The sequence below is a fragment of the Alteromonas macleodii ATCC 27126 genome (assembly GCF_000172635.2).
Taxonomy (GTDB): Bacteria; Pseudomonadota; Gammaproteobacteria; order Enterobacterales; family Alteromonadaceae; genus Alteromonas; species Alteromonas macleodii.
Genome location: NC_018632.1, coordinates 2463293 through 2483569, shown reverse-complemented (window position 1 = coordinate 2483569; position 20277 = coordinate 2463293). Strand labels below are relative to the sequence as shown.

General features: G+C 44.0%; 15 protein-coding genes and 1 pseudogene. 8 read left to right on the top strand and 8 right to left on the bottom strand.

Features of this window, described 5'->3' with window-relative positions:
• Positions 1-14 precede the first annotated feature (14 nt).
• From fldA to MASE_RS10580, 5 genes are all read right to left on the bottom strand, one after another.
• Positions 15-539, bottom strand: a complete 525-nt coding sequence (gene fldA, locus MASE_RS10600; RefSeq protein WP_014949739.1) for a flavodoxin FldA — start codon at positions 537-539, stop codon at positions 15-17.
• Positions 540-565: 26 nt separating this feature from the next.
• Positions 566-784 (bottom strand): DUF2788 domain-containing protein, encoded by a 219-nt coding sequence (locus MASE_RS10595; RefSeq protein WP_012519093.1) that lies wholly within the window; start codon positions 782-784, stop codon positions 566-568.
• Between the two features lie 124 nt (positions 785-908).
• A complete protein-coding gene (locus tag MASE_RS10590; RefSeq protein ID WP_014949738.1) occupies positions 909-1688 on the bottom strand; it encodes an alpha/beta fold hydrolase in 780 nt (259 codons plus the stop codon).
• A gap of 82 nt (positions 1689-1770) precedes the next feature.
• On the bottom strand, positions 1771-2169 hold the full coding sequence (locus MASE_RS10585) for an H-NS histone family protein (RefSeq protein WP_014949737.1): 399 nt from the start codon (positions 2167-2169) through the stop codon (positions 1771-1773).
• Positions 2170-2291: 122 nt separating this feature from the next.
• A complete protein-coding gene (locus MASE_RS10580; protein WP_014949736.1) occupies positions 2292-3941 on the bottom strand; it encodes an electron transfer flavoprotein-ubiquinone oxidoreductase in 1650 nt (549 codons plus the stop codon).
• 371 nt (positions 3942-4312) lie between these two features.
• Here MASE_RS10580 and MASE_RS10575 point away from each other — a divergent pair, with 371 nt between their 5' ends.
• Both MASE_RS10575 and MASE_RS10570 read left to right on the top strand, forming a co-directional pair.
• Positions 4313-5065, top strand: coding sequence for an electron transfer flavoprotein subunit beta/FixA family protein (locus MASE_RS10575; protein ID WP_014949735.1), 753 nt, complete (start codon positions 4313-4315; stop codon positions 5063-5065).
• Positions 5062-5988, top strand: coding sequence for an electron transfer flavoprotein subunit alpha/FixB family protein (locus tag MASE_RS10570; protein WP_014949734.1), 927 nt, complete (start codon positions 5062-5064; stop codon positions 5986-5988). Before MASE_RS10575 ends, MASE_RS10570 begins: the two co-directional genes overlap by 4 nt.
• 120 nt (positions 5989-6108) lie before the next feature.
• On the opposite strand, the gene MASE_RS10565 is transcribed toward MASE_RS10570, so the two are convergent.
• Positions 6109-6417, bottom strand: a complete 309-nt coding sequence (locus tag MASE_RS10565) for an isoamylase early set domain-containing protein (RefSeq protein WP_014949733.1) — start codon at positions 6415-6417, stop codon at positions 6109-6111.
• Positions 6418-6797: 380 nt separating this feature from the next.
• On the opposite strand from MASE_RS10565, the gene MASE_RS10560 reads away from it, so the two are divergent.
• From MASE_RS10560 to MASE_RS10545, 4 genes and pseudogenes are all read left to right on the top strand, one after another.
• On the top strand, positions 6798-8033 hold the full coding sequence (locus MASE_RS10560; protein ID WP_014949732.1) for an efflux RND transporter periplasmic adaptor subunit: 1236 nt from the start codon (positions 6798-6800) through the stop codon (positions 8031-8033).
• Positions 8030-11163, top strand: a pseudogene (locus MASE_RS10555) (efflux RND transporter permease subunit). The gene MASE_RS10560 and the pseudogene MASE_RS10555 overlap by 4 nt, the downstream one beginning before the upstream one ends.
• A 47-nt stretch (positions 11164-11210) precedes the next feature.
• Positions 11211-13373, top strand: coding sequence for a prolyl oligopeptidase family serine peptidase (locus tag MASE_RS10550; protein WP_014949731.1), 2163 nt, complete (start codon positions 11211-11213; stop codon positions 13371-13373).
• Positions 13374-13525: 152 nt separating this feature from the next.
• The gene (locus MASE_RS10545; protein ID WP_014949730.1) at positions 13526-13882 is read left to right on the top strand and encodes a hypothetical protein; all 357 of its coding nucleotides are present in this window, start codon (positions 13526-13528) and stop codon (positions 13880-13882) included.
• Positions 13883-13976: 94 nt separating this feature from the next.
• Here the strand turns inward: MASE_RS10545 and MASE_RS10540 are convergent, their stop codons facing one another.
• Both MASE_RS10540 and MASE_RS10535 read right to left on the bottom strand, forming a co-directional pair.
• The gene (locus tag MASE_RS10540; protein ID WP_014949729.1) at positions 13977-16223 is read right to left on the bottom strand and encodes a TonB-dependent receptor; all 2247 of its coding nucleotides are present in this window, start codon (positions 16221-16223) and stop codon (positions 13977-13979) included.
• Between the two features lie 262 nt (positions 16224-16485).
• Complete coding sequence (locus tag MASE_RS10535; RefSeq protein ID WP_014949728.1) at positions 16486-17418, bottom strand: GlxA family transcriptional regulator; 933 nt, start codon at positions 17416-17418, stop codon at positions 16486-16488.
• A gap of 142 nt (positions 17419-17560) precedes the next feature.
• Between MASE_RS10535 and MASE_RS10530 the strand changes: the two genes are divergently transcribed.
• Positions 17561-19363 (top strand): acyl-CoA dehydrogenase, encoded by a 1803-nt coding sequence (locus tag MASE_RS10530; RefSeq protein WP_014949727.1) that lies wholly within the window; start codon positions 17561-17563, stop codon positions 19361-19363.
• Between the two features lie 77 nt (positions 19364-19440).
• Positions 19441-20208 carry an SDR family NAD(P)-dependent oxidoreductase gene (locus tag MASE_RS10525; RefSeq protein WP_014949726.1) on the top strand — a complete coding sequence of 256 codons (768 nt, stop codon included), beginning with the start codon at positions 19441-19443 and terminating at the stop codon, positions 20206-20208.
• Positions 20209-20277: the final 69 nt, after the last annotated feature.

The following is a 20277-nucleotide window of genomic DNA, read 5'->3' as shown; positions in this document are numbered from 1 at the left end:
TTTCGCAGCAGTGCTTAAGCAAGTTCTGCCAAGCAAAGTTCATCGTGAATTTGCTTGCACCACGCTTTAACGCGCGAGTCAGTTAGTTCTGGTTGACGGTCTTCGTCAATACCCAAGCCAACAAAGTGATTGTCGTCAGCCATGCCTTTAGACGCTTCAAAGTCGTAGCCTTCAGTTGACCATTGACCTACTAAAATCGCACCTTTGGCTTCAACGATGTCACGTACCATGCCCATCGCGTCTAGGAAGTACTCTGCATAGTCTTCCTGGTCTCCACAACCAAAAATAGCAACTAGCTTGTCGTTGAAGTCAATTTGCTCTAGTTCAGGAAAGAAATCATCCCAATCGCATTGCGCTTCACCGTAGTACCACGTAGGGATACCAAAGATAAGCAAATCAAATTCAGCGATGTCTTCTTTACTGCTCTTGGCAATGTCTTTAACATCAATTAGCTGTTTACCCAATTCCTTCTGGATCATTTTCGCAACATGTTCGGTATTACCCGTGTCACTTCCGAAAAATAGGCCAACGCTTGCCATATCTAACCTCTATTAATCGTTACTAATTAAACGCCTGTGCTTAGCCAAAACCATTCAATAATGCCCTTCGCAAGAAACCCTAATGCGCCTAAACCTAGCACACCGTACGTTACCACTCGTCCAATAAGTGGCACATCGTTCTTACGCAGTACATCGTGTACAGCAAAACCCATCAACCCAAAAAGGATAGATAAGCCGCCATACAGCATGATGGACTCAATGAGTTCGTAATTTTCTGCAAGCATAGTGTTGTTACTTAAAAAAATCTGGCGCAACTATATCACAGTATATACGCCTGTAAGAGCCTAAAACGTTCAAAAATAGGTAATAATAGTCATTCTCATCTTAAATGATGATGAAAACCCTTCTTTAAGACGATTTATTGAGCGTTCTTTCTACAACGGCGTTAAAGACCGCTGGCTTTTCTGCATGTAACCAGTGGCCAGTACCTTCTATTACATGTGCTTTAGCCTTGGGAAAATAACGCGTTATTTCATCGCGATAGGCTGGCGTAATATAATCAGACTCACTGCCCTTGATGAATAAGGTTACGCCATCAAATGTTTGATTTGTTTGTTCCCAATCAATAATGTGTGAATAACTTGCAATTAATCCATCGACATTAAAACGCCATTTCCAATCGCCATTTTCATCTTGATATAAGCTCTTCAATAAGAATTGTCGAACGCCTGGCTCTTTCACATGTTTAGCCATTTCTTTTTCAGCATCTTTTCTACTTTGAATTGCATCTAAGGGAACGGCCTTGAGTCCATCAAATACGGTTTGGTGGCTATGGTCGTAAGATACTGGTGCAATATCGGCGACAATGAGGTGAGAAACAACGTCGCCGTGGTTTAAGGCTAATCTCATGGCTACTTTGCCGCCTAATGAGTGGCCTAAAACCGCGCATTCTCTAATATTAAGCGATTGCATAATATCGAACACCGCATTTGCAGCATCGTCGACAGAAAATGAAGATGTCCACGGGGACTCACCGTGGTCAGGCAGATCAATGCTGATCACATTGTAATTAGACTCAAAGTGACGCTTAATGCCGGCTAAATTATCGGCATTTCCAAATAGTCCATGAATGAGAATCAGCCAGGGAGAGGTAGAAGCGCATTCCGAAAGTTTGTAGTTCAACTTCACAATATACTTATCCGTTTCTGAACATGCTGTTCAAACAAAATAAGGCCTGTAAAAACAGGCCTTGTTTAATTCACAATTTCAATTAATTAATGGCGTAATCGTCGAGTGACTTACCGCTATCTAGCGCTTCTTTATAAACGCGAGGCATACGTCCAATACCTGTCCAAAGGTGTTCTTCACCCTTGCTATCAACAAGCTTGTATTTAACCGGACGTTTTTTGCCAACCTTTTTGTTTGTTTCTACATTTAATGCCTGTAGATCTTCAACATTTAAACCCGCTTCTTCCATTTGCTTTTTAATAGCAGCGAGCTTCTCTAATTTTTCTTTCTCAAGCTTTTCTTGTTCTACTAATTTTTCTTTTCTTTTCTCAATTATACCGCTAAGTTTTTCTTGAACTTGTTCAAGTTCTTCAATGCTTAATTCCTTAACAGCACCTTGTAAACGTCTTCCATGGGTTAAAATATCTAAAAAATCGCTCATTAATTAACCTTAATACGTTGTACTTAATTTCTATTGGATAATAAATAAAAGTAGCACAAAAAAAAAGCGAGCCAAGCTCGCTTTTTAAAAATATCCGTTAAATAGCAAATTAATACTTTAAATTACATGTTAGGGTAATTTGGACCGCCGGCACCTTCCGGAACTACCCATTTAATATTTTGACTTGGGTCTTTTATGTCGCAGGTTTTACAGTGAACACAGTTTTGTGCATTAATTTGGAACCGTTTTTCACCTTCCTCTTCAATTACTTCATATACACCGGCAGGGCAGTAGCGCTGTGCTGGCTCTGCAAATTTAGGTAAATTAACCTGCAAAGGAATAGACGGGTCTTTTAATTTTAAGTGGCAAGGCTGGTCTTCTTCGTGATTTGTATTAGATAAAAATACAGAAGACAATTTATCAAAGCTTAACACGCCATCTGGCTTAGGATATGAAATCTCTTTTGCATCTTTCGCTTCTTTAAGCTGTGCGTAGTCTTTATGTTCGTCTTTCATGGTGAAAAACAAATTACCATTAAAGATATTTTGCTCTAGCGTGTTAAATGCGCCACCCCAGAAATTTCCGAGTTTATGGATAGCGGGGCCAAAGTTGCGAGAGCGGAACAATTCGTCGTATAGCCACGATGATTTAAATTTCTCTGTAAAGCTTGTTAACTCTTTTACTGGTGCCTCAGCATTTTCTGAAATGGCTTCAAAAATACTCTCTGCTGCAAGCATGCCCGACTTCATGGCCGTGTGATTACCTTTAATTTTGGCAAAGTTTAGCGTTCCGGCTTCACAGCCGACGAGTAAACCACCTGGGAAGGTCATTTTAGGCAACGAGTTAAACCCACCTTTAGCGATAGCTCTTGCGCCATAAGAGACACGTTTACCGCCTTCAAGGTACTGTTTAAATACGGGGTGGTGCTTTAAGCGTTGAAATTCATCGAACGGGCTTAGGTATGGATTGTCGTAGTTTAGGTCTACGATTAGGCCAACGAACACTTGGTTATCTTCAGCGTGGTATAAATAGCTACCGCCTGTTGCATCGTCAAGTGGCCAGCCTGCACTGTGAACCACAAGCCCTGGCTGGTGCTTGGATGGGTCTATATCCCAAATCTCTTTAAAGCCAATAGCATAATGTTGCGGTGAACTGTCTTCGTCCAGCTTAAAGTGCGAAATGAGGTCTTTTCCTAAGTGACCGCGACAGCCTTCTGCAAACACTGTGTATTTAGCGCGTAGTTCCATACCTGGCATGTAGCCGTCTTTAGGTTCGCCGTTTTCACCCACGCCCATGTCGCCGGTAAGTACACCGCCAACACTGCCATCTTCATTGTAAATAACTTCAGAGGCCGCAAAGCCAGGGAATACTTCAACACCTAGTTGTTCAGCTTGATCTGCCAACCAGCGACACACATTACCCATAGACACAATATAGTTGCCATCGTTGTGCATGGTTTTCGGAGTAATAGCGTTAGGTAACTTTTTCGCTGAAGTCTCATCATTAAGTAGGTAAATGTGGTCTTCAGTTACTGGTGTATTGAGAGGTGCACCTTTTTCTTTCCAATCAGGGAAAAGTTCGTTTAGTGAACGCGGCTCAAACACGGCACCAGAAAGAATGTGTGCACCTACCTCGGAGCCTTTTTCGACCACACAAACCATTAGCTCTTGGTCTTTTTCATTTGCAAGCTGCATAAGCTTACAAGCCGTTGATAATCCAGCTGGGCCGGCACCGACGATGACTACGTCAAACTCCATCGATTCTCGTTCCACGGGAGGCTCCTTATGTTTGTATTTTTATAATGCACTATTGATGAAACAAATAATGCTTTGTGTCAAAAACATGTAAATTAATTGTCGTTTTGCAAGGTAATGCAGGTTGACGTTTACGTCAACAGTAAGTACATTGCAAAGCAGTTTACGTTAACGTTAACTGGCAGTGTATTATAACTGCTCGTAAACGTGGTGTTAACGGCGTTTTAAGGCTAGCCTTTAAAAAACGTACGTTCCACGGATTCTTTTTTAACGTAGAGCACATTGTTAAAGTTTCAAAAAGCGTGGTGAAGTAATACGTTTTTAATTATTAATAGTTAATTATTAATGAAACGTAATAGACACCGACGAACTCAACAATTGAGGTAAATATGAAAATACTCGTACCGGTCAAACGCGCGATCGACTACAACGTTAAGGTAAGAGTGAAGGCCGATGAGTCTGGCGTAGATCTTACCAACGCAAAAATGGCCATTAACCCTTTTTGCGAAATTGCTGTTGAAGAAGCCGTTCGATTAAAAGAAAAAGGTGTGGCCACTGAAATCGTTGTTGTTTCAATTGGTGATAAGAGCTGCCAAGAACAAATACGTACAGCACTAGCCCTAGGTGCTGACCGTGGTATTCAAATCGATACCGACCAAAATCTTGATTCACTTCAAGTGGCGAAGCTGTTATCTAAAGTAGTTGAAGAAGAGCAACCACAGCTTGTTATTCTTGGTAAGCAGAGTATCGACTCTGACAATAACCAAACAGGACAGATGCTTGCAGCACTTACTGGTATGCCGCAGGGAACTTTTGCGTCAGAAGTCGTTGTTGACGGCGAAAAAGTAAATGTAACCCGTGAAATTGATGGCGGTCTTCAAACTGTTGCACTTTCGCTTCCAGCGGTAGTAACCACAGATCTTCGCTTGAATGAGCCGCGTTATGCATCGCTTCCTAATATCATGAAAGCAAAGCGCAAACCGTTAGACGTTAAAGCGGCTGCGGATTTTGGTGTTTCACTTGACTCAAACGTTAAGGTGCTAAAAGTGACGCCTCCGCCTCAGCGCGAGGGTGGCATTAAAGTGGCAGATGTTGCTGAGTTGGTAGACAAGTTAAAAAATGAAGCAAAGGTGATCTCATGAGCGTACTCGTATATGCAGAACACGATAATGCAAGCTTAAAGACTGAAACGCATAAGCTTGTGAATGCCGCGCAGAAAATGGGTGGCGATATTCACGTGCTAGTCGCAGGTGAAGGTTGCCAAGCAGTAGCTGAAGCTGCGGCGCAAATTGACGGTGTTGCAAAAGTACTTGTTGCTGACAATGCTGCTTACAAACATCAGCTTGCTGAGAATACGGCTGATCTAGTTGTAGAACTTGCTGCTGACTACAACCACATTGTTGCTGCTGCAACCACTACAGGTAAGAACTTCATGCCTCGCGTAGCGGCTTTATTAGACGTAGCGCAAATCTCTGACATCATTGGTGTAGAGAGTGAAGACACGTTTGTACGCCCAATTTACGCAGGTAATGCTATTGCTACCGTACAATCATCTGACGCGAAAAAGGTGATTACTGTACGAGCTGCATCATTTGATGCTGCAACAACAGGCGGCAGCGCAGAAGTTACGTCTTTAGACGTTGTTAAAGGTAGCGAGAAGTCTGACTTTGTATCGGCAGAATTAACTGAATCTGAACGCCCTGAGCTCACTGCAGCAGAAGTGGTAATTTCGGGTGGTCGCGGTATGCAGAACGGCGACAACTTCAAGCTTCTTGAAGGCATTGCCGACAAGCTTGGTGCTGCTATTGGTGCATCACGCGCTGCGGTAGACGCAGGGTTCGTTCCTAATGATATGCAGGTAGGTCAAACAGGTAAAATTGTTGCGCCTCAGCTTTATATCGCGGTAGGTATCTCGGGCGCTATTCAACACCTTGCAGGTATGAAAGACTCTAAAGTCATTGTTGCTATCAACAAAGATGAGGAAGCGCCAATTTTCCAGGTTGCAGACTACGGGTTAGTAGGCGATTTGTTTGATGTACTTCCAGAGCTGGAAAATTCGTTGTAAATCGAATTTTAAGGTTTAGCAAAATGAAGATAAAGGCTGCGTATACGCAGCCTTTTTTGTAGGGAATCGTTATAAAATACCTAGAGTAGTTACGGGTGTGTTTTTTAATGGAACAATAATTTAAACGCGCACCACTGAGTTGTCTTCTATGCTCACAGGTGAGGGAATATAAGCATCTGCTTCCCAATCGTTTTCCCATTTTTCACCATCAATGAGATAGCGAAACTGGTACTCGTGATCCTTCTCTAAATCCACCGTTAACGTGAAGTCTCCACTTTTCAGCTTCTTCATCGTTAGTGGCTGTGATTTCCAGTCAGTAAAGTCACCACACAACGCTGCTTCTTTGGCGTCTTGCGCCGCTTCCGCATTTAGTCGAAATGTCACTTTGCACAGAGGTTTTGATTTAAGGTATTGTTTCTTAAGACTCATAATGTGTTTTCCCTTCAACGTAGCGAAATCATTCCCGAGGCTACTTCGCATTAAAGACTAAGCTCAAATAACAACCGCCGGTTAACTCATAACCAATGAGTGATTAAATAATCAACGAAAATCTGATAATTATCAATCTTACTTTGTATTCTTTTGATAATTTTTTATATTAGGGCGGCTGATTTTTATGTGTATTTTAAAAACAATTAACAGACACAAAATTTAACAATCTTAAGTGGGCACAATAACCACAAATCAGTACACTAGTGTTGAAACAATAACAATAGATTTTCGTGGGTTATCAGGTGGTATGTGAAAGTGCAATAAATCGTTGCGTCCGTTTCACTCGCGTGGATTTCCTTCGTTCCTAGGGATAGTAAATGAAAAACTCCATCTTGATGAAAAGTGGCATTCCACTAATCATAGTTTTGGTCGCGTTTATCGCCGCGACAGTCATGATCAAATCACGTAAGCCACCAGAGCAAGTACCCGTGGAAATTCCAGCTTTTTTGGTTGAAGCGAAAGAAGCAACAGCAGAGGCCGTGAGTTTTATCGTAAAGTCTCAGGGTAACGTTGTTCCACGAAATAAAACTGCGTTAAGTGCGCAGGTCAGTGGCCAAGTAGTGAGTTTGTCTGATGTATTTATAGCTGGCGGTACGTTCAAAAAAGGGGATGTACTGGCAACACTTGAACAAGATGATTATCGCACGGATCTTAAGCTTGCAGAGGCTGAATTGGCTCAAGCGCAAGCAGCGCTTCAAGAAGAAATAGCTCGCGGCAAAGTAGCCGAGCAAGAATGGCGTTCGGTAAGTAGCGTTGCACCGCCTGAGTTGGGTTTACGTAAGCCGCAACTGGCAAAAGAACAAGCAAACGTTAAAGCTGCAGAAGCCAAACTAGAGCGCGCAAAACGCAACTTGGCAAGAACGCAAATTACAGCCCCTTATAATGGCATTGTGGTTGAACGTAATATTGACCTGGGTCAGTTTGTATCAATGGGCGCAGTACTTGGTACCGTTTACTCCACCGATACTGCAGAAGTCAGGCTGCCTATTACTGACAGCGATTTAATGTTTATCAATATTGCCGGACAATCCAATGACGGCGCTCCGGTTTCGTTGACGGCCTCTGTGGGCGGTGTGAAACGTACATGGGAAGGTAAACTGGTGCGTTCAGAAGGTATTTTAGATACGGGCAGCCGAGTAGTATATGCCATTGTAGAAGTACAAGATCCTTACAATCTGAAATCTTCACACAATGCCCCCCTTCGTTTTGGTCAGTTTGTAGAGGCAGAAATCACATCTCGTCAGAATGAAGAATTGGTGGTGTTGCCTCGTAGCATTTTACGTTTAGACAATACCGTACTGACTGTTAACGACAATCGTGAGATTGAAATAAAGCCTGTTGAGGTTGCGCGTACAACCGCTAAAGAAGTGTTTATTCGTTCTGGCATTGAGCATGGAAGCCTGGTAGTGAGAAGTGCCGTACCAAACCCATATAATGGCATGAAAGTTCGTCTTCCTGGCGATGAACCTGTGCTTTCTGATGCCGCCGAATCAGATGCTAGCGAAGATACTGATAAAGTAGAGAGCACGTCCACCGAAGGTGATAGCGAATGAGCCGTATTGATACCAATAAAGGGCTTATTGCCTGGTTCGCGCGTAACAGCGTAGCTGCAAACCTTCTGATGTGGTTGCTTGTAGTTGGCGGATTATTTGGTGCCTTCAGTATTCAGAAGCAAGTATTTCCCAATTTCGAGATAGACGTTATTAACGTTCGCGTACCGTATTTGGGGGCCGCACCTCAGGAAGTAGAAGAGGGCGTACTGCTTAAAATTGAAGAGTCAATTAAAGACTTAGAGGGTATTAAGCAGCTTAATTCCACAGCAGTTGAAGGTATGGGTACGGTAAGTATTCAGGTGGAAGAAGACTATGATGTTCAATCTTTACTTGATGAAGTAAAAGTACAAGTTGACGCTATTCCGAGCTTCCCCGCAGACACTGAAAAGCCTGTTATTTACCGTCAAAAAATACAACAAGACGTAATTTGGCTCTCGGTTTACGGTGACGCGTCTGAACGGGAGTTAAAAGAGTTTGCCAAAGATTTGCGCGACGACATTGCTAACCTACCTGGTATTTCAAGTGTTCAAGTTGTTGGGGCAAGGGACTATGAGATTTCCGTTGAGCTTTCGGAAGTTGATTTGCAAAAATACAACCTTACATTCGCCGATGTCGTTGCGCGTTTAAGTCAAACCAGCGTCGACTTACCTGGCGGCTCAATTCGCACTGAAAATGGCGATATTCTGCTTAGAACGAAAGGGCAAGCCTATACAGGCTGGGATTTCTCGCAGATTGTTTTAGTAACAAACGGTAACGGCACGCGCGTGACATTAGGTGATGTGGCGTATATCAACGATGGTTTTATTGAAATAACCAATATGCGCTATTCGACGATAAACCCGCTGTTAGTTTGCGAGTGCGTGCGGTAGGTGATCAAAACGCATTAGAAATCTCTGAGCAAGTTAATACCTATATTGAGAGTCAGAAATCGGAATTTCCGGCGCATATTACAGCTGATACGTGGGGCGACAGTTCGTTCTACTTAGCTGACCGACTCAACATGATGCTGGAAAACATGTTCTTCGGCGCGCTGCTGGTTTTCTTGGTACTTTCTTTATTTTTAAAAATTAAGCTCGCGTTTTGGGTCATTGTGGGCTTGCCGGTTTGTTTTCTTGGCACCTTGTTAGTTATGCCGCTAGATATGGTTGGTGTGTCTATCAACATGCTTAGCCTGTTCGCGTTTATTCTTGTGCTGGGTATTGTGGTTGACGACGCCATTATCATGGGGGAATCGGCGTATTCTGAAATAGACAAAAAAGGCCATAGCGCTGAAAACGTGATAGCGGGCGTCAAAAAGGTCGCTATGCCAGCGACATTTGGCGTGTTGACAACCATTGCCGCATTCTCGCCCATGCTGATGGTATCTGGGCCGTTTGGAATTATTTGGAAAACCATCGGTATGGTGGTTATCGTGTGCCTTATTTTCTCGCTCATTGAGTCCAAACTAATATTGCCGGCTCACTTGGTACACATGAAGCTTAAGCCATACGATCCTGAAAAGGCGAACAGATTTCAAAAGTTCCGAGATTTCTTCAGCGAAGGAATTAAGACGTTTATAAATAATAAATACGCGCCATTTTTGGCTACAGCTGTACGAAATCGCTACACCACGGTTGCTGTGTTTATGGCTATGCTGATCCTCACAGTAGGCCTGTTCGGTGGTGGTATTGTACGTTTTGTATTTTTCCCGAATATTCCTAGCGATTTTATGATTGCAAGTTTCGAGCTTGAGCCAGGGTCTTCGCTTGAACAGCGTGATAATGTACTGACTACGCTTCGCGAGGCCATGCACCGCATGGACGACAAAGTAGCTGAAGAGTCGGGTGAAAACGTTATAAAGCACGCCATTGCCTTTGATAATGGCAACCTTGGGGGAGAGATTTTCGCAGAGCTTACCAAAGGTGAAACGCGTACGCTGACAGACTTTGAAATTCAAGACATGTGGCGTCAAGAGTTACCAGAAATCCCAGGTGTTAAGTCGTTTAATATTAGCTCTCCGGGTGGCCCTGGTGGCGGTTCAGACCTGAGCTTTGAATTTAGCTCAAGCGATATTAAGGCCCTTCGTTCGATAAGTGATGAACTTAAAGAAGCGTTGGATAAATACGAAGGTGTTACCGACATTAACGACACCTTCTCAGGCGGAAGCGAAGAAATTCAGCTAGCACTGAAACCTCAGGCTGATGCGCTAGGTATTTCTTTGCGTGATTTAGGTCAGCAGGTTCGCTTTGGTTTCTATGGTGCGGAAGTACAGCGTATTCAGCGTGACGATGAAGAAATCAAAGTGATGGTGCGTTATCCGAAAACGGAACGTAGCTCTATAGAGCATCTTGAAAACATGCGTATCCGCGCGCCAAATGGGCAAGAAATTCCGTTTGAGCAGGTGGCGACATTTACAGTTGGTCAGGGCTTTGATTCAATTATTCGTGTCGATGGTAAACGCTCGGTAACCGTAACTGGTGCAGTGGATAAAGCGTTGCTTGACCCGTCAGAAGTAACCAATGATGTGATTGAAAATCTGATGCCGGATCTATTAGCGCGGTATCCCAAGGTGGACTTCCAGCTTCAAGGTAACTCGAAAGAGCAGGCTGACGCTATGATCAGCCTAATGCAGGGGCTTCTATTTGCGCTCTTTGCCATTTACACCTTGCTTGCTATTCCGCTTAAATCGTACAGCCAGCCGTTTATTATTATGTCGGTTATACCTTTTGGTATCGTAGGCGCCATTGTGGGGCATTTGGTGTTAGGTATGGCGGTAAGCGTACTTTCTATCTGCGGTATAATTGCGTTGTCTGGGGTTGTAGTTAACGACAGCTTGATCATGGTGGATTTCGTTAACCGTGCGCGCAAAGAAGGCATGTCGCTAATGGATGCTGCTATTAGCGCAGGTACTCAGCGTTTCAGAGCAATTATCCTCACCTCACTAACAACGTTTATGGGGCTTATGCCAATTGTTTTTGAGCGCAGTTTACAGGCTCAAGTTGTGATCCCAATGGCTATTTCATTGGCCTTCGGTATTTTGTTCGCCACGGTGATCACCTTGCTGCTTGTCCCAGCGCTGTACCTTATTTTAAATGACCTTAAAAGCGTGTTTAAAGGTCGAAAACATACGCAAGTTACGACAGAAAGCTAAATAGAAAATGCCGGTTGAAACCGGCATTTTTCGTTTAAGGAATAAAAATGAAGAAAAATCTAATATACGCTGCCATAGTAGCGGCATCAGCAGGTTTAACCTTGGCGTGTACAAGCTCGTATACTGAATCTACTAATTCAGTGCAAGGTGAATCACAAAGCGGCGGCATGCCAAAAGTGTCTGACTATCCAGAAACCAAAACTGTGACTCAGCAAGACAACTATCATGGCACTGTAGTGAGCGACCCATACCGCTGGCTAGAAGAAGAAAAGAGCGAAGAGGTAAGTGCTTGGGTTGAGTCTCAAAACACCCTTGCTCGTCCTTATCTGGCTGAATTGCCCTCTAGAGAAAGATACAAAGAACGTCTAACAGCGCTGTGGGACTACGAAAAATATTCAACGCCTTATATGGTAAACGGCAAGCTGTTTTATTCTTATAACGACGGCTTGCAAAACCAGTATGTACTTTACATGGCTGATGGCGTTAATGGAAAGCCTGAAGTTCTGATTGACCCAAATACATTGAGTGAAGATGGCACAGTGTCTATGGCGTCAACTGAACTAAGCCCCAAAGCCTCGTTCTTGGCTTACATGCTTTCTGACGGTGGTACTGACTGGAAAACTATTCACGTTCGTGACACCAGTAAGAAGTCGGATTTAACTGACATTATTAAAGGCATTAAGTTTTCAAATATCGCGTGGTTGCCCGATGAAACCGGCTTTTTCTATTCACGTTACCCCCAAAATGAAGCTGGTAAGTATGATGATAGCCAAACCGTATCTATCTATTTTCACGCAATAGGTACAGCGCAAAGTGAAGACAAAAAGGTTTTTGCGTTTGACAATAAACCTACATGGAACCCTTATCCTTCGGTTGTTCAAGATGGCAAAACACTGCTCATTTCTGTGTTCGAGGGATATCAGGCGAATGGTGTTTATGCTAAATCGCTGGTAAATGATGACAGTGAGCTCGTTTCGGTTTTCGACAAATGGGATGGCCGTTACGACCTAATTGGCGAGCATGACGACGAGTTATTTTTCACATCTACAGCAAATGCCCCTACAGGTAAGGTTATTAAGGTTGATTTCGATGGCGGCGTTAAAGAAACGGAAACCGTAATTGAAAGTACATCTGATACCTTGTCGAGCGTTTCACTTTTGGGTGAAAAACTTTTTGCTCAGTATCTAAAAGATGTAAAAGGGCAGGTAAGTGTATTTGATTTAAACGGCAAGAAAATAGATGAAATTGCGTTTAATGATATTGGAAGTGTTAGCGGGTTTGACGGAAGCAAAAATGCCGATACAACGTTCTATAAACTTACGGGGTTCACTAACCCTGGCCAAGTATTTGCGTATGACGTAAAAAGCGGCGAGTCATCATTATTTAAATCCATCGATACAGGTGTTAATTATGATGACTTCGAAACAAAGCAAATTTTTTACACCAGTAAAGATGGAACAAAAGTTCCCATGTTTATTGTGCATAAAAAAGGCTTGAAGCTAGATGGAAATAATAAAACATTACTGTACGGGTATGGTGGTTTTAATATTTCACTGCTGCCCCGCTATTCAGTATCGCGCATGGTATGGGTAGAGCAGGGCAATGTACTGGCCATAGCTAACTTACGTGGTGGTGGTGAGTATGGGCAACAGTGGCACAAGGCTGGGACTAAGTTAGATAAGCAAAACGTATTTGATGACTTTATCGCAGCGGGCGAGTATTTGGTTGAAAGTGGCTACACCACGCCTGAGAAAATGGGTATTCAAGGTGGCTCGAATGGCGGTTTGCTTGTTGGTGCGACCTTAACACAGCGCCCGGATCTCTTTTCTGCTGCCTTACCTGCAGTCGGCGTGTTAGATATGCTTCGCTATCACACACCTAGTGCAAATGCGCGAGCATGGTCCTCTGATTATGGGTTAAGTGAAAACAAAGACGAATTTGAAGCGCTTTATGCTTATTCGCCACTTCACAACACTAAGCCGGGCACGTGCTACCCAGCTACATTAGTTACTACCGGTGATCACGATGACCGTGTTGTGCCGTGGCATAGCTATAAATTTGCAGCTCAACTACAGGCTGACCAAAGCTGTGATAACCCAATCCTGCTTCGCGTGGAAACCCGAGCGGGACACGGTGCAGGCACACCTACATGGATGCAAATAGAGGGGTATGCTGACCAGTGGGCATTCCTAGAATCAGCCCTCAATTAAGCTTTCTGACAACGACTAAACAGGAGCCGCTTGAATAAGCGGCTTTTTTGTTTGCATTTTAAACAAATAACCATATACTGTATAAATATCAGTATGGTTTATTTTGAGTCTCATCTTGGTTCGCTGATTAGCGCAACATTTAGGAGATAGTTATGCAAACAGGTATTAAAGCGGTCGACCAGCTTATTTTAAAACATGGCATAATGGCTGATTTAGGTTCAGATACGTTTCAGCGCCGTAGTCGCTTAACTGGTGGCGATGAGCGTGCAAATGCACTGCCTTTCTGTATGTATCAAAAAGTGGCACATGCCCCTTTGTCTCATCAATTCACGGTGCATCACTTTTATATGCCGGGTAGTAAAGGGAAGCTGGCGAGCTTTCTGTTTAATGAAAAAGGGCAGTTGATCGAGCAGGTCTACTATCAGAAAGTAGCGCGATGGGTGAAGGTGTGTAGGAAATTACAGCAGCTAGTGCAAATGCCTACATCTGATATTCATATGGCGGCGTAACAGATAAAAAAAGCGGTAACGTTTCTCAACGTCACCGCTTTTCTACTAAATAGATAGGTAGCTACAATGGAAGAGAGTAGCTACTTAACTTTTCTTAGTAATATGTGTACTTAAACTCAACACCCCAAATACGAGGTTCGTTTACAATACCCGTTAAGTTTGCAAAGTCGATTGCACCTTTAACGTTGTCTTCGTCTGTAATGTTACGACCGAATAGCGCTACCGTGTAGTTGTGCGCAAAGTTCTCATAACCAATGCGTAGACCGCCTTCGAAATTGTCGTCTGTAGTAAACTCAACCGCTTCATATAGGAAGATGTTGGTTTCACCTTGGAACGCCCAATCAGTAAACACGAAGAACTCACCGTCATCACCCATAGGGATAGTGTAACGTGCAGTGAAGTTAAAGATTGATTCAGGTGCTTGCGGGAAAGGGTTTCCATCAATGATTGCATTGAATCCATCTGGGCGCTCATCAGTTACTGTACAGTAGCCAGTGAAGCCATCAGATGCGCTTGTACCACAAGGTGCAACCGTTAGAGAATCATCTTTGATTTCAGTGTGGTTGTAGCTGTAGCCAGCAGTAAAGGTAAGTTCGTCAGTCGCTAGCCATTGAGCGTCTACTTCAAAACCATAAGCTTCACCTTCGTCAGCATTCACTAGCGCAGTAAAGTTGTTACCACCACCAATGGCCGAGAACTGCATGTCATCAACGGTATAGTAGAACGCAGCAGCGTTTAGACGTAGCGTGTCGTCGAATAGGTCTGACTTAATACCCACTTCAAAAGAGTTGATCGTTTCTGCGTCTGCAACTGAAGGTGCACCTTCAAATGCAACGTCACGACCTTGGATAGTTTGCGCTCTGAAACCATTAGCATAGCGAGCAAAAACAGACATGTCGTCAGTTACACGGTAGTTTGCACTTAGTTCAAAGCTTGTTTGACCGTCATCTACATTGATATCGTCATAATCTTGAACAGATGCAATACCTAGAACAACGGCAAACCCGTCAACGTTCTGTTCGCCAACAACAAGAGATTTCTTGTCGTGAGTGTAACGGATACCACCAGTAACGTTTAGCTTGTCGTTAACTTGGTAAGATGACTGACCGAATACCGCCCATGTTTGGTTTTCATGGAATACCGTAGTCGCGCCAAAGAAACCGTCGATGCTGGTTACGTTGAACGATGCATCGTAATAGAAAGCACCTACTTGCCAGTTCATAGGGTCACTGGTGTTGCTTGCTAAACGAAATTCTTGCGTGTACTGCTCTAGATCGTCAAGGTTATCTTGAGTTACAAAGTTTTGTGAAGCAATCGCGTCGCCGTCGATGTCGCCAAGGCTTGAACCTTCAGCGGTTTCAATTGCAGAGATTGAAGTAAAGGTTACATCGTCCATGTCGTATTCTAATTTAAGTGATGCACCTAAACCTTCGTAAGACTGTGGGTTGTTATCTGTACCGTTACCTTCTAGATCGCCGTCGTAGCTTACTGTTTCGCGGTCGTAGCTATCGTTAAGGTCATTGCTGCCTTTATTAAAAACGTTTCCACGGAAAATTGAAGCAGTACCGTCTAAGTCGCGGCCGTGTACGTTGAGAAGTGCAGAGAAATCCGCTGATGGCTCCCAAAGAAGTTGTAAGCGCCATGCTTTTTCGTCGAAGCCGCCTAATGCGTCGTTTTGACCTGTTGCTGCGTTGTCGATGTAATCATCACGCTCTTGTGACAATACCGAAAGACGGGCAGAAAGTTCGTCAGTAAGACCGCCGCTAATAGCGCCTTCGAAGTTCATTGTACCGTATGAACCGAAGCCTGCTTTCGCGTAACCTTCAACGTCTTGGGTTGGTTTTACTGTATCAAATTTAATGATACCAGCAGTGGTGTTACGACCAAATAGTGTACCTTGTGGGCCACGAAGTACTTCAACTTGCTGAACGTCGAAAAGCGGGAAGCTTTTAAGTACCACGTTTTCCATTACCACTTCGTCCATGATAATAGAAACAGGTTGTGATGCAGCAAGGTCGAAGTCGGTGTTACCTAGACCACGAATATAAAAACGCGGTGCAACACGACCATTTGATGACTCAGCATAAAGACCTGGTACGCGAACCGCTAGAGCAAGAATATCTTCACCGCCAGAGAATAGGCTTTCGAATTTCTCACCGCTTAGTGTCGCAACAGAAATAGGTACTTCCTGAATTGACTGAGTACGCTTTTGCGCAGTAACGGTAATCTGTTCAAGTGAGGCTTCTTTTTTTTCTGTCGTCGCGGCCTCTTGTGCAAGAACTGAAGAGCTGAACGCAGCACTAACGGCTAACGCTAGTGTGGCGATTTTGTGTGTTCTCATGTTTCCACCAAGATGATTTTAAATTTATACTTTTGTAGTGTTTTTAGCACAAAAATTAACAATCTATGCTTGGCTCTGCATTTTACACAAACTTTTACATAAAAACTTCAAATTTGTGCAAACCAAGGCGTTTTTCATCGAAAATGCACAATATTAGTTAGATTGAATATAACTAAAAAGCCTGTGTGCACAGGCATGGAACATCAAACTTAATAGAGAGATATTTTTTGGTGCAAGTAGTCTACTAACCATCTAAATCAAATTAGCCTCGCTTGAATTTCGCTCGGTATTGAGAAGGTGATAAACCAGTCGTTTTTTTAAATAGTCGGGTGAACGAGCTAAGGTCTTCATAGCCTACAGCGCTAATCACGCTCTCTAACGGCATACTAGAGGTTTCTAAGAGCTTTCTCGCGTGCTCAATGCGCAGCGACTGTAAATACTGACCTGGTGTAATATCACACGCGTTTTTAAATCTGCGTATAAGTGTGCGTTCGGTCATATTATGCCGTAGCGCTAGTTCGCTTAGCGTACATTTATTTTGTACGTTCTTTTCCAGAAAAGACTGTACCGCTTTAATGTCCTTGTCTGAGTGAAATCGTCGCTGACGACTGCTGGCGTAAATAGTTTGGCTTGTTCTGGACACATCCAAAACGTGGGATTTTGCCGTATCGCTCGCAATCTGATGACCACAGTAGCGTTCTATCAACAAGATAGATAAATCAATCCACGCCATGCCGCCGCCTGCACAAAACACCGTATCGTCTTCAGTAAATCCCCAATGTGTAGTGGCAATTTTATTGTCCAATAATTCGGATTGGGCCAAAAGGAAAGTACCGGTGCAATTGGCGGCAATGTCGGCCCCCATTTTCTGAAGACGCCTTATATGTACAAGCAGAGGCGCTGTGCTTTCTAGCACTTCATCAATATCGCCACCAATGGTGGGAATTAACAAGACATCAGTGTGTGAGACTTCTTCGATGGCGATATTGGGCTGTAGAACAACTTGATTAGAGCAAAGAATAGGCTGCCCATGGTGACTGGCCAACTGTACTTTGAACTGTGGTTTGGTTGGTAAGTTGTGTATTCGCTGCCAACTAATACCTGCGAAAGCAAATACATCGAGGGCTCCTGTAATGGCAGATGCCAAGGCTTGGTTAAAGCCGAGTACGGTAACGGTGAACTTCGTGTCATTCATAAAAATAATTCGAGTTATAAAATAAGATAAAACTCAGTGATTGTTGGCGTGATTGACCATTATTGTGTCATTAATGACAATAATGGCACGATAACGAATATGACACAATGTGTTAACAAGTTTTCGTAGAGGACAGGACACCATGGCCGATCAACTTATTCCCCGCCGTGAAATGCAATTTCAGCTGTACGAAGTATTAAACACCGCAGCCTTATGTGAAAAAGCTCGCTTCGAAGAGCACAATGTAGAAACCTTCAACGCTGTTATTGATATGGCCGAGAAGATGGCAGAAGAGTTATTTCTTCCACATAATGCCGTTGCTGATAAAAACGAGCCTACATTCGATGGCACCAAAGTCTCTATGATTGATGACGTAAAAGTGGCTTTTGACACATACAGAGAGTCTGGGTTTATCGCGGGTCATTTTGATTTTGAAGATGGCGGCATGCAGCTTCCTGTTACCGTGATGAATGCCTGCGCGGGCTATTTTTTAGCGGCAAACCCATCGTCAACCGCTTATCCTTTCTTAACTGCGGCGGCCGCCAATGTCATTAAACACTTTGCCTCCGAAGATATCAAAAGTGCGTTTCTATCAAAAATGCTAGCGGGTGACTTCACTGGCACCATGGCGCTTACCGAGCCCCATGCCGGTTCGTCACTTGCTGATATTCGTACATCAGCAAGGCCGCAAGATGATGGTACGTACCGAATCAAAGGCAGCAAGATTTATATATCAGGTGGTGAGCATGAGCTTTCCGACAACATCGTACATTTGGTGTTGGCGAAAATTCCAGGTGGTCCAGCTGGTGTAAAAGGCATCTCCTTATTTGCTGTACCTAAATACCGTCTCGACGCTGACGGCAATCCAGATGTGCGCAACGATGTAACCCTTGCTGGTCTTATCCATAAAATGGGCTACCGAGGTACGACTTCAACCGCACTAACCTTTGGCGAAAATGGTGACTGCCACGGCTACCTGATTGGCGAGCCGCACCAGGGTTTGCGCTACATGTTCATGATGATGAACGAAGCACGCATTGGCGTGGGCTATGGTGCTGCCATGATAGGGTATCGCGGGTACCGTTACTCACTAGAATACGCAAAAGATCGTACCCAAGGTCGCGCTGCGCCTAATCTTGCGCCAGAAGACGAGCCTACACCTATTATCAATCGCGGTGACGTGCGACGTATGTTGCTAGCGCAAAAGGCCTACTGTGAAGGCGGTATGTCCCTCTGCTTATACGGCAGCATGCTCATCGATGAGATGGAAACGGAAACTGACAGCGAAAAGCGTACCGAACTTTCTCAGCTTTTAGATCTTTTAACACCCGTGTTCAAAGCATGGCCTTCGGAGTTTGGCCCTAAAGCCAACGATTTGGCAATTCAAATTCTAGGTGGTGCGGGCTACACCCGTGAATATCCTGTTGAGCAGTGCTGGCGCGATAACCGCCTAAACCCAATTCACGAGGGTACAAATGGTATTCAGGCGTTAGATCTGCTGGGAAGAAAGTTATGGCAGCACGACGGCAAAGGTCTTCAAGTTCTGCTTTCTCGTGTAACCAGTGATATGAAGCGCGCAGAAACACCGCGAGCGCAGGCACTAGCTGCAAAATTAAAACCTTATCTAGACCAGCTTGGTGGTTTAATTCAACAGGCAGCAGCCGATTTGCGCTCAGATAAGCAACCAGTCTTGCTAACCAATGCGAGTTGCTTCTTAAACGTATTTTCAAGTTGTGTGGTGAGCTGGATTTGGCTACGCCAGGCAAATGTTGCCGAACAAGCACTCGCTAACGGTGCTGGCGAACAAGATGCTGACTTTTATGAAGGTAAATTAGCGGCCGCGGAATACTTCTTAAATTGGGAATTACCGCTGGTCAGTCGCGATATTGAAGTGCTTTCTTCACGCGAGGCAACGTGTAACAACGTAAAAGCGAGTTATTTTTAATCATTCAAAACAAAGAGCATGCGCAGTGACTTTTATTTAACAGCGTTGCGCTTGTTCACAAAATTGGAGTACAGCTAATGAATGTAGCTACAAATGTCGAAGGCAAGCATATTCTTATTACTGGTAGTGGCTCGGGTATCGGTGCTGCTTCGGCTCGCGTATTGAGTGCGCGTGGTGCAACAGTTGGTATTGCAGATCTAAACGAAGAAAACGCCATAACATTGGCTGAAGAAATTGTTGCCTCAGGTGGCAAAGCCTATGCGGTGGCTGTGGATGTTACCGAACCGGCTCAGGTCAAAGCGATGTTCGACACGGCGCTTTCTCATAGTGACAAAATTGACGTAATTATTAATAACGCGGGTATCGACCATTTTCCAGCTCCGCTAACTGAAGTCGATGACGCCATGTTTATGAAGAATATTCAGGTCAACTTAGCTGGCGTGTGGTATTGCATGAAAAACGCCCTCAAGCATATGACGGCGACAGGCGGTGGCCACATCATCAATATTGCCTCTGTAGCTGGATTGCGGTCTGCGCCTATGATTAGTGCTTACAGCGCTTCAAAACATGGGGTAGTGGGGCTTACTAAATCGGCGGCGGTGGAATACGCAAGGGCGAACATACGCATAAACGCTGTTTGTCCAAGCTTTGTAGATACCCCTATGGTGCAAGGCGTTTTATCAAAATTGGATGAAAGAGGCCAAAAAGGGCTTATTGGCGCAAATCCAATGAAGCGTTTGGGTAAACCAGAAGAGATTGCTAATGCCATTGCTTGGTTGTGTAGTGATGAGTCGTCATTCATGACGGGTCAGTCCGTAGTACTTGACGGTGGTATGTTGGCCTAGAGTAGGCACCGCAACAAGCGTTAATAATAGAAATTAAGCACAAAGCACTTTATCAGCAAGAATTAAGGA

Bases quoted from the DNA above. Each gene is read 5' to 3' on its own strand.
- fldA (WP_014949739.1), bottom strand. From the start codon at position 539: ATGGCAAGCGTTGGCCTATTTTTCGGAAGTGACACGGGTAATACCGAA.
- MASE_RS10595 (WP_012519093.1), bottom strand. From the start codon at position 784: ATGCTTGCAGAAAATTACGAACTCATTGAGTCCATCATGCTGTATGGC.
- MASE_RS10585 (WP_014949737.1), bottom strand. From the start codon at position 2,169: ATGAGCGATTTTTTAGATATTTTAACCCATGGAAGACGTTTACAAGGT.
- MASE_RS10575 (WP_014949735.1), top strand. From the start codon at position 4,313: ATGAAAATACTCGTACCGGTCAAACGCGCGATCGACTACAACGTTAAG.
- MASE_RS10570 (WP_014949734.1), top strand. From the start codon at position 5,062: ATGAGCGTACTCGTATATGCAGAACACGATAATGCAAGCTTAAAGACT.
- MASE_RS10565 (WP_014949733.1), bottom strand. From the start codon at position 6,417: ATGAGTCTTAAGAAACAATACCTTAAATCAAAACCTCTGTGCAAAGTG.
- MASE_RS10560 (WP_014949732.1), top strand. From the start codon at position 6,798: ATGAAAAACTCCATCTTGATGAAAAGTGGCATTCCACTAATCATAGTT.
- MASE_RS10550 (WP_014949731.1), top strand. From the start codon at position 11,211: ATGAAGAAAAATCTAATATACGCTGCCATAGTAGCGGCATCAGCAGGT.
- MASE_RS10545 (WP_014949730.1), top strand. From the start codon at position 13,526: ATGCAAACAGGTATTAAAGCGGTCGACCAGCTTATTTTAAAACATGGC.
- MASE_RS10540 (WP_014949729.1), bottom strand. From the start codon at position 16,223: ATGAGAACACACAAAATCGCCACACTAGCGTTAGCCGTTAGTGCTGCG.
- MASE_RS10535 (WP_014949728.1), bottom strand. From the start codon at position 17,418: ATGAATGACACGAAGTTCACCGTTACCGTACTCGGCTTTAACCAAGCC.
- MASE_RS10530 (WP_014949727.1), top strand. From the start codon at position 17,561: ATGGCCGATCAACTTATTCCCCGCCGTGAAATGCAATTTCAGCTGTAC.
- MASE_RS10525 (WP_014949726.1), top strand. From the start codon at position 19,441: ATGAATGTAGCTACAAATGTCGAAGGCAAGCATATTCTTATTACTGGT.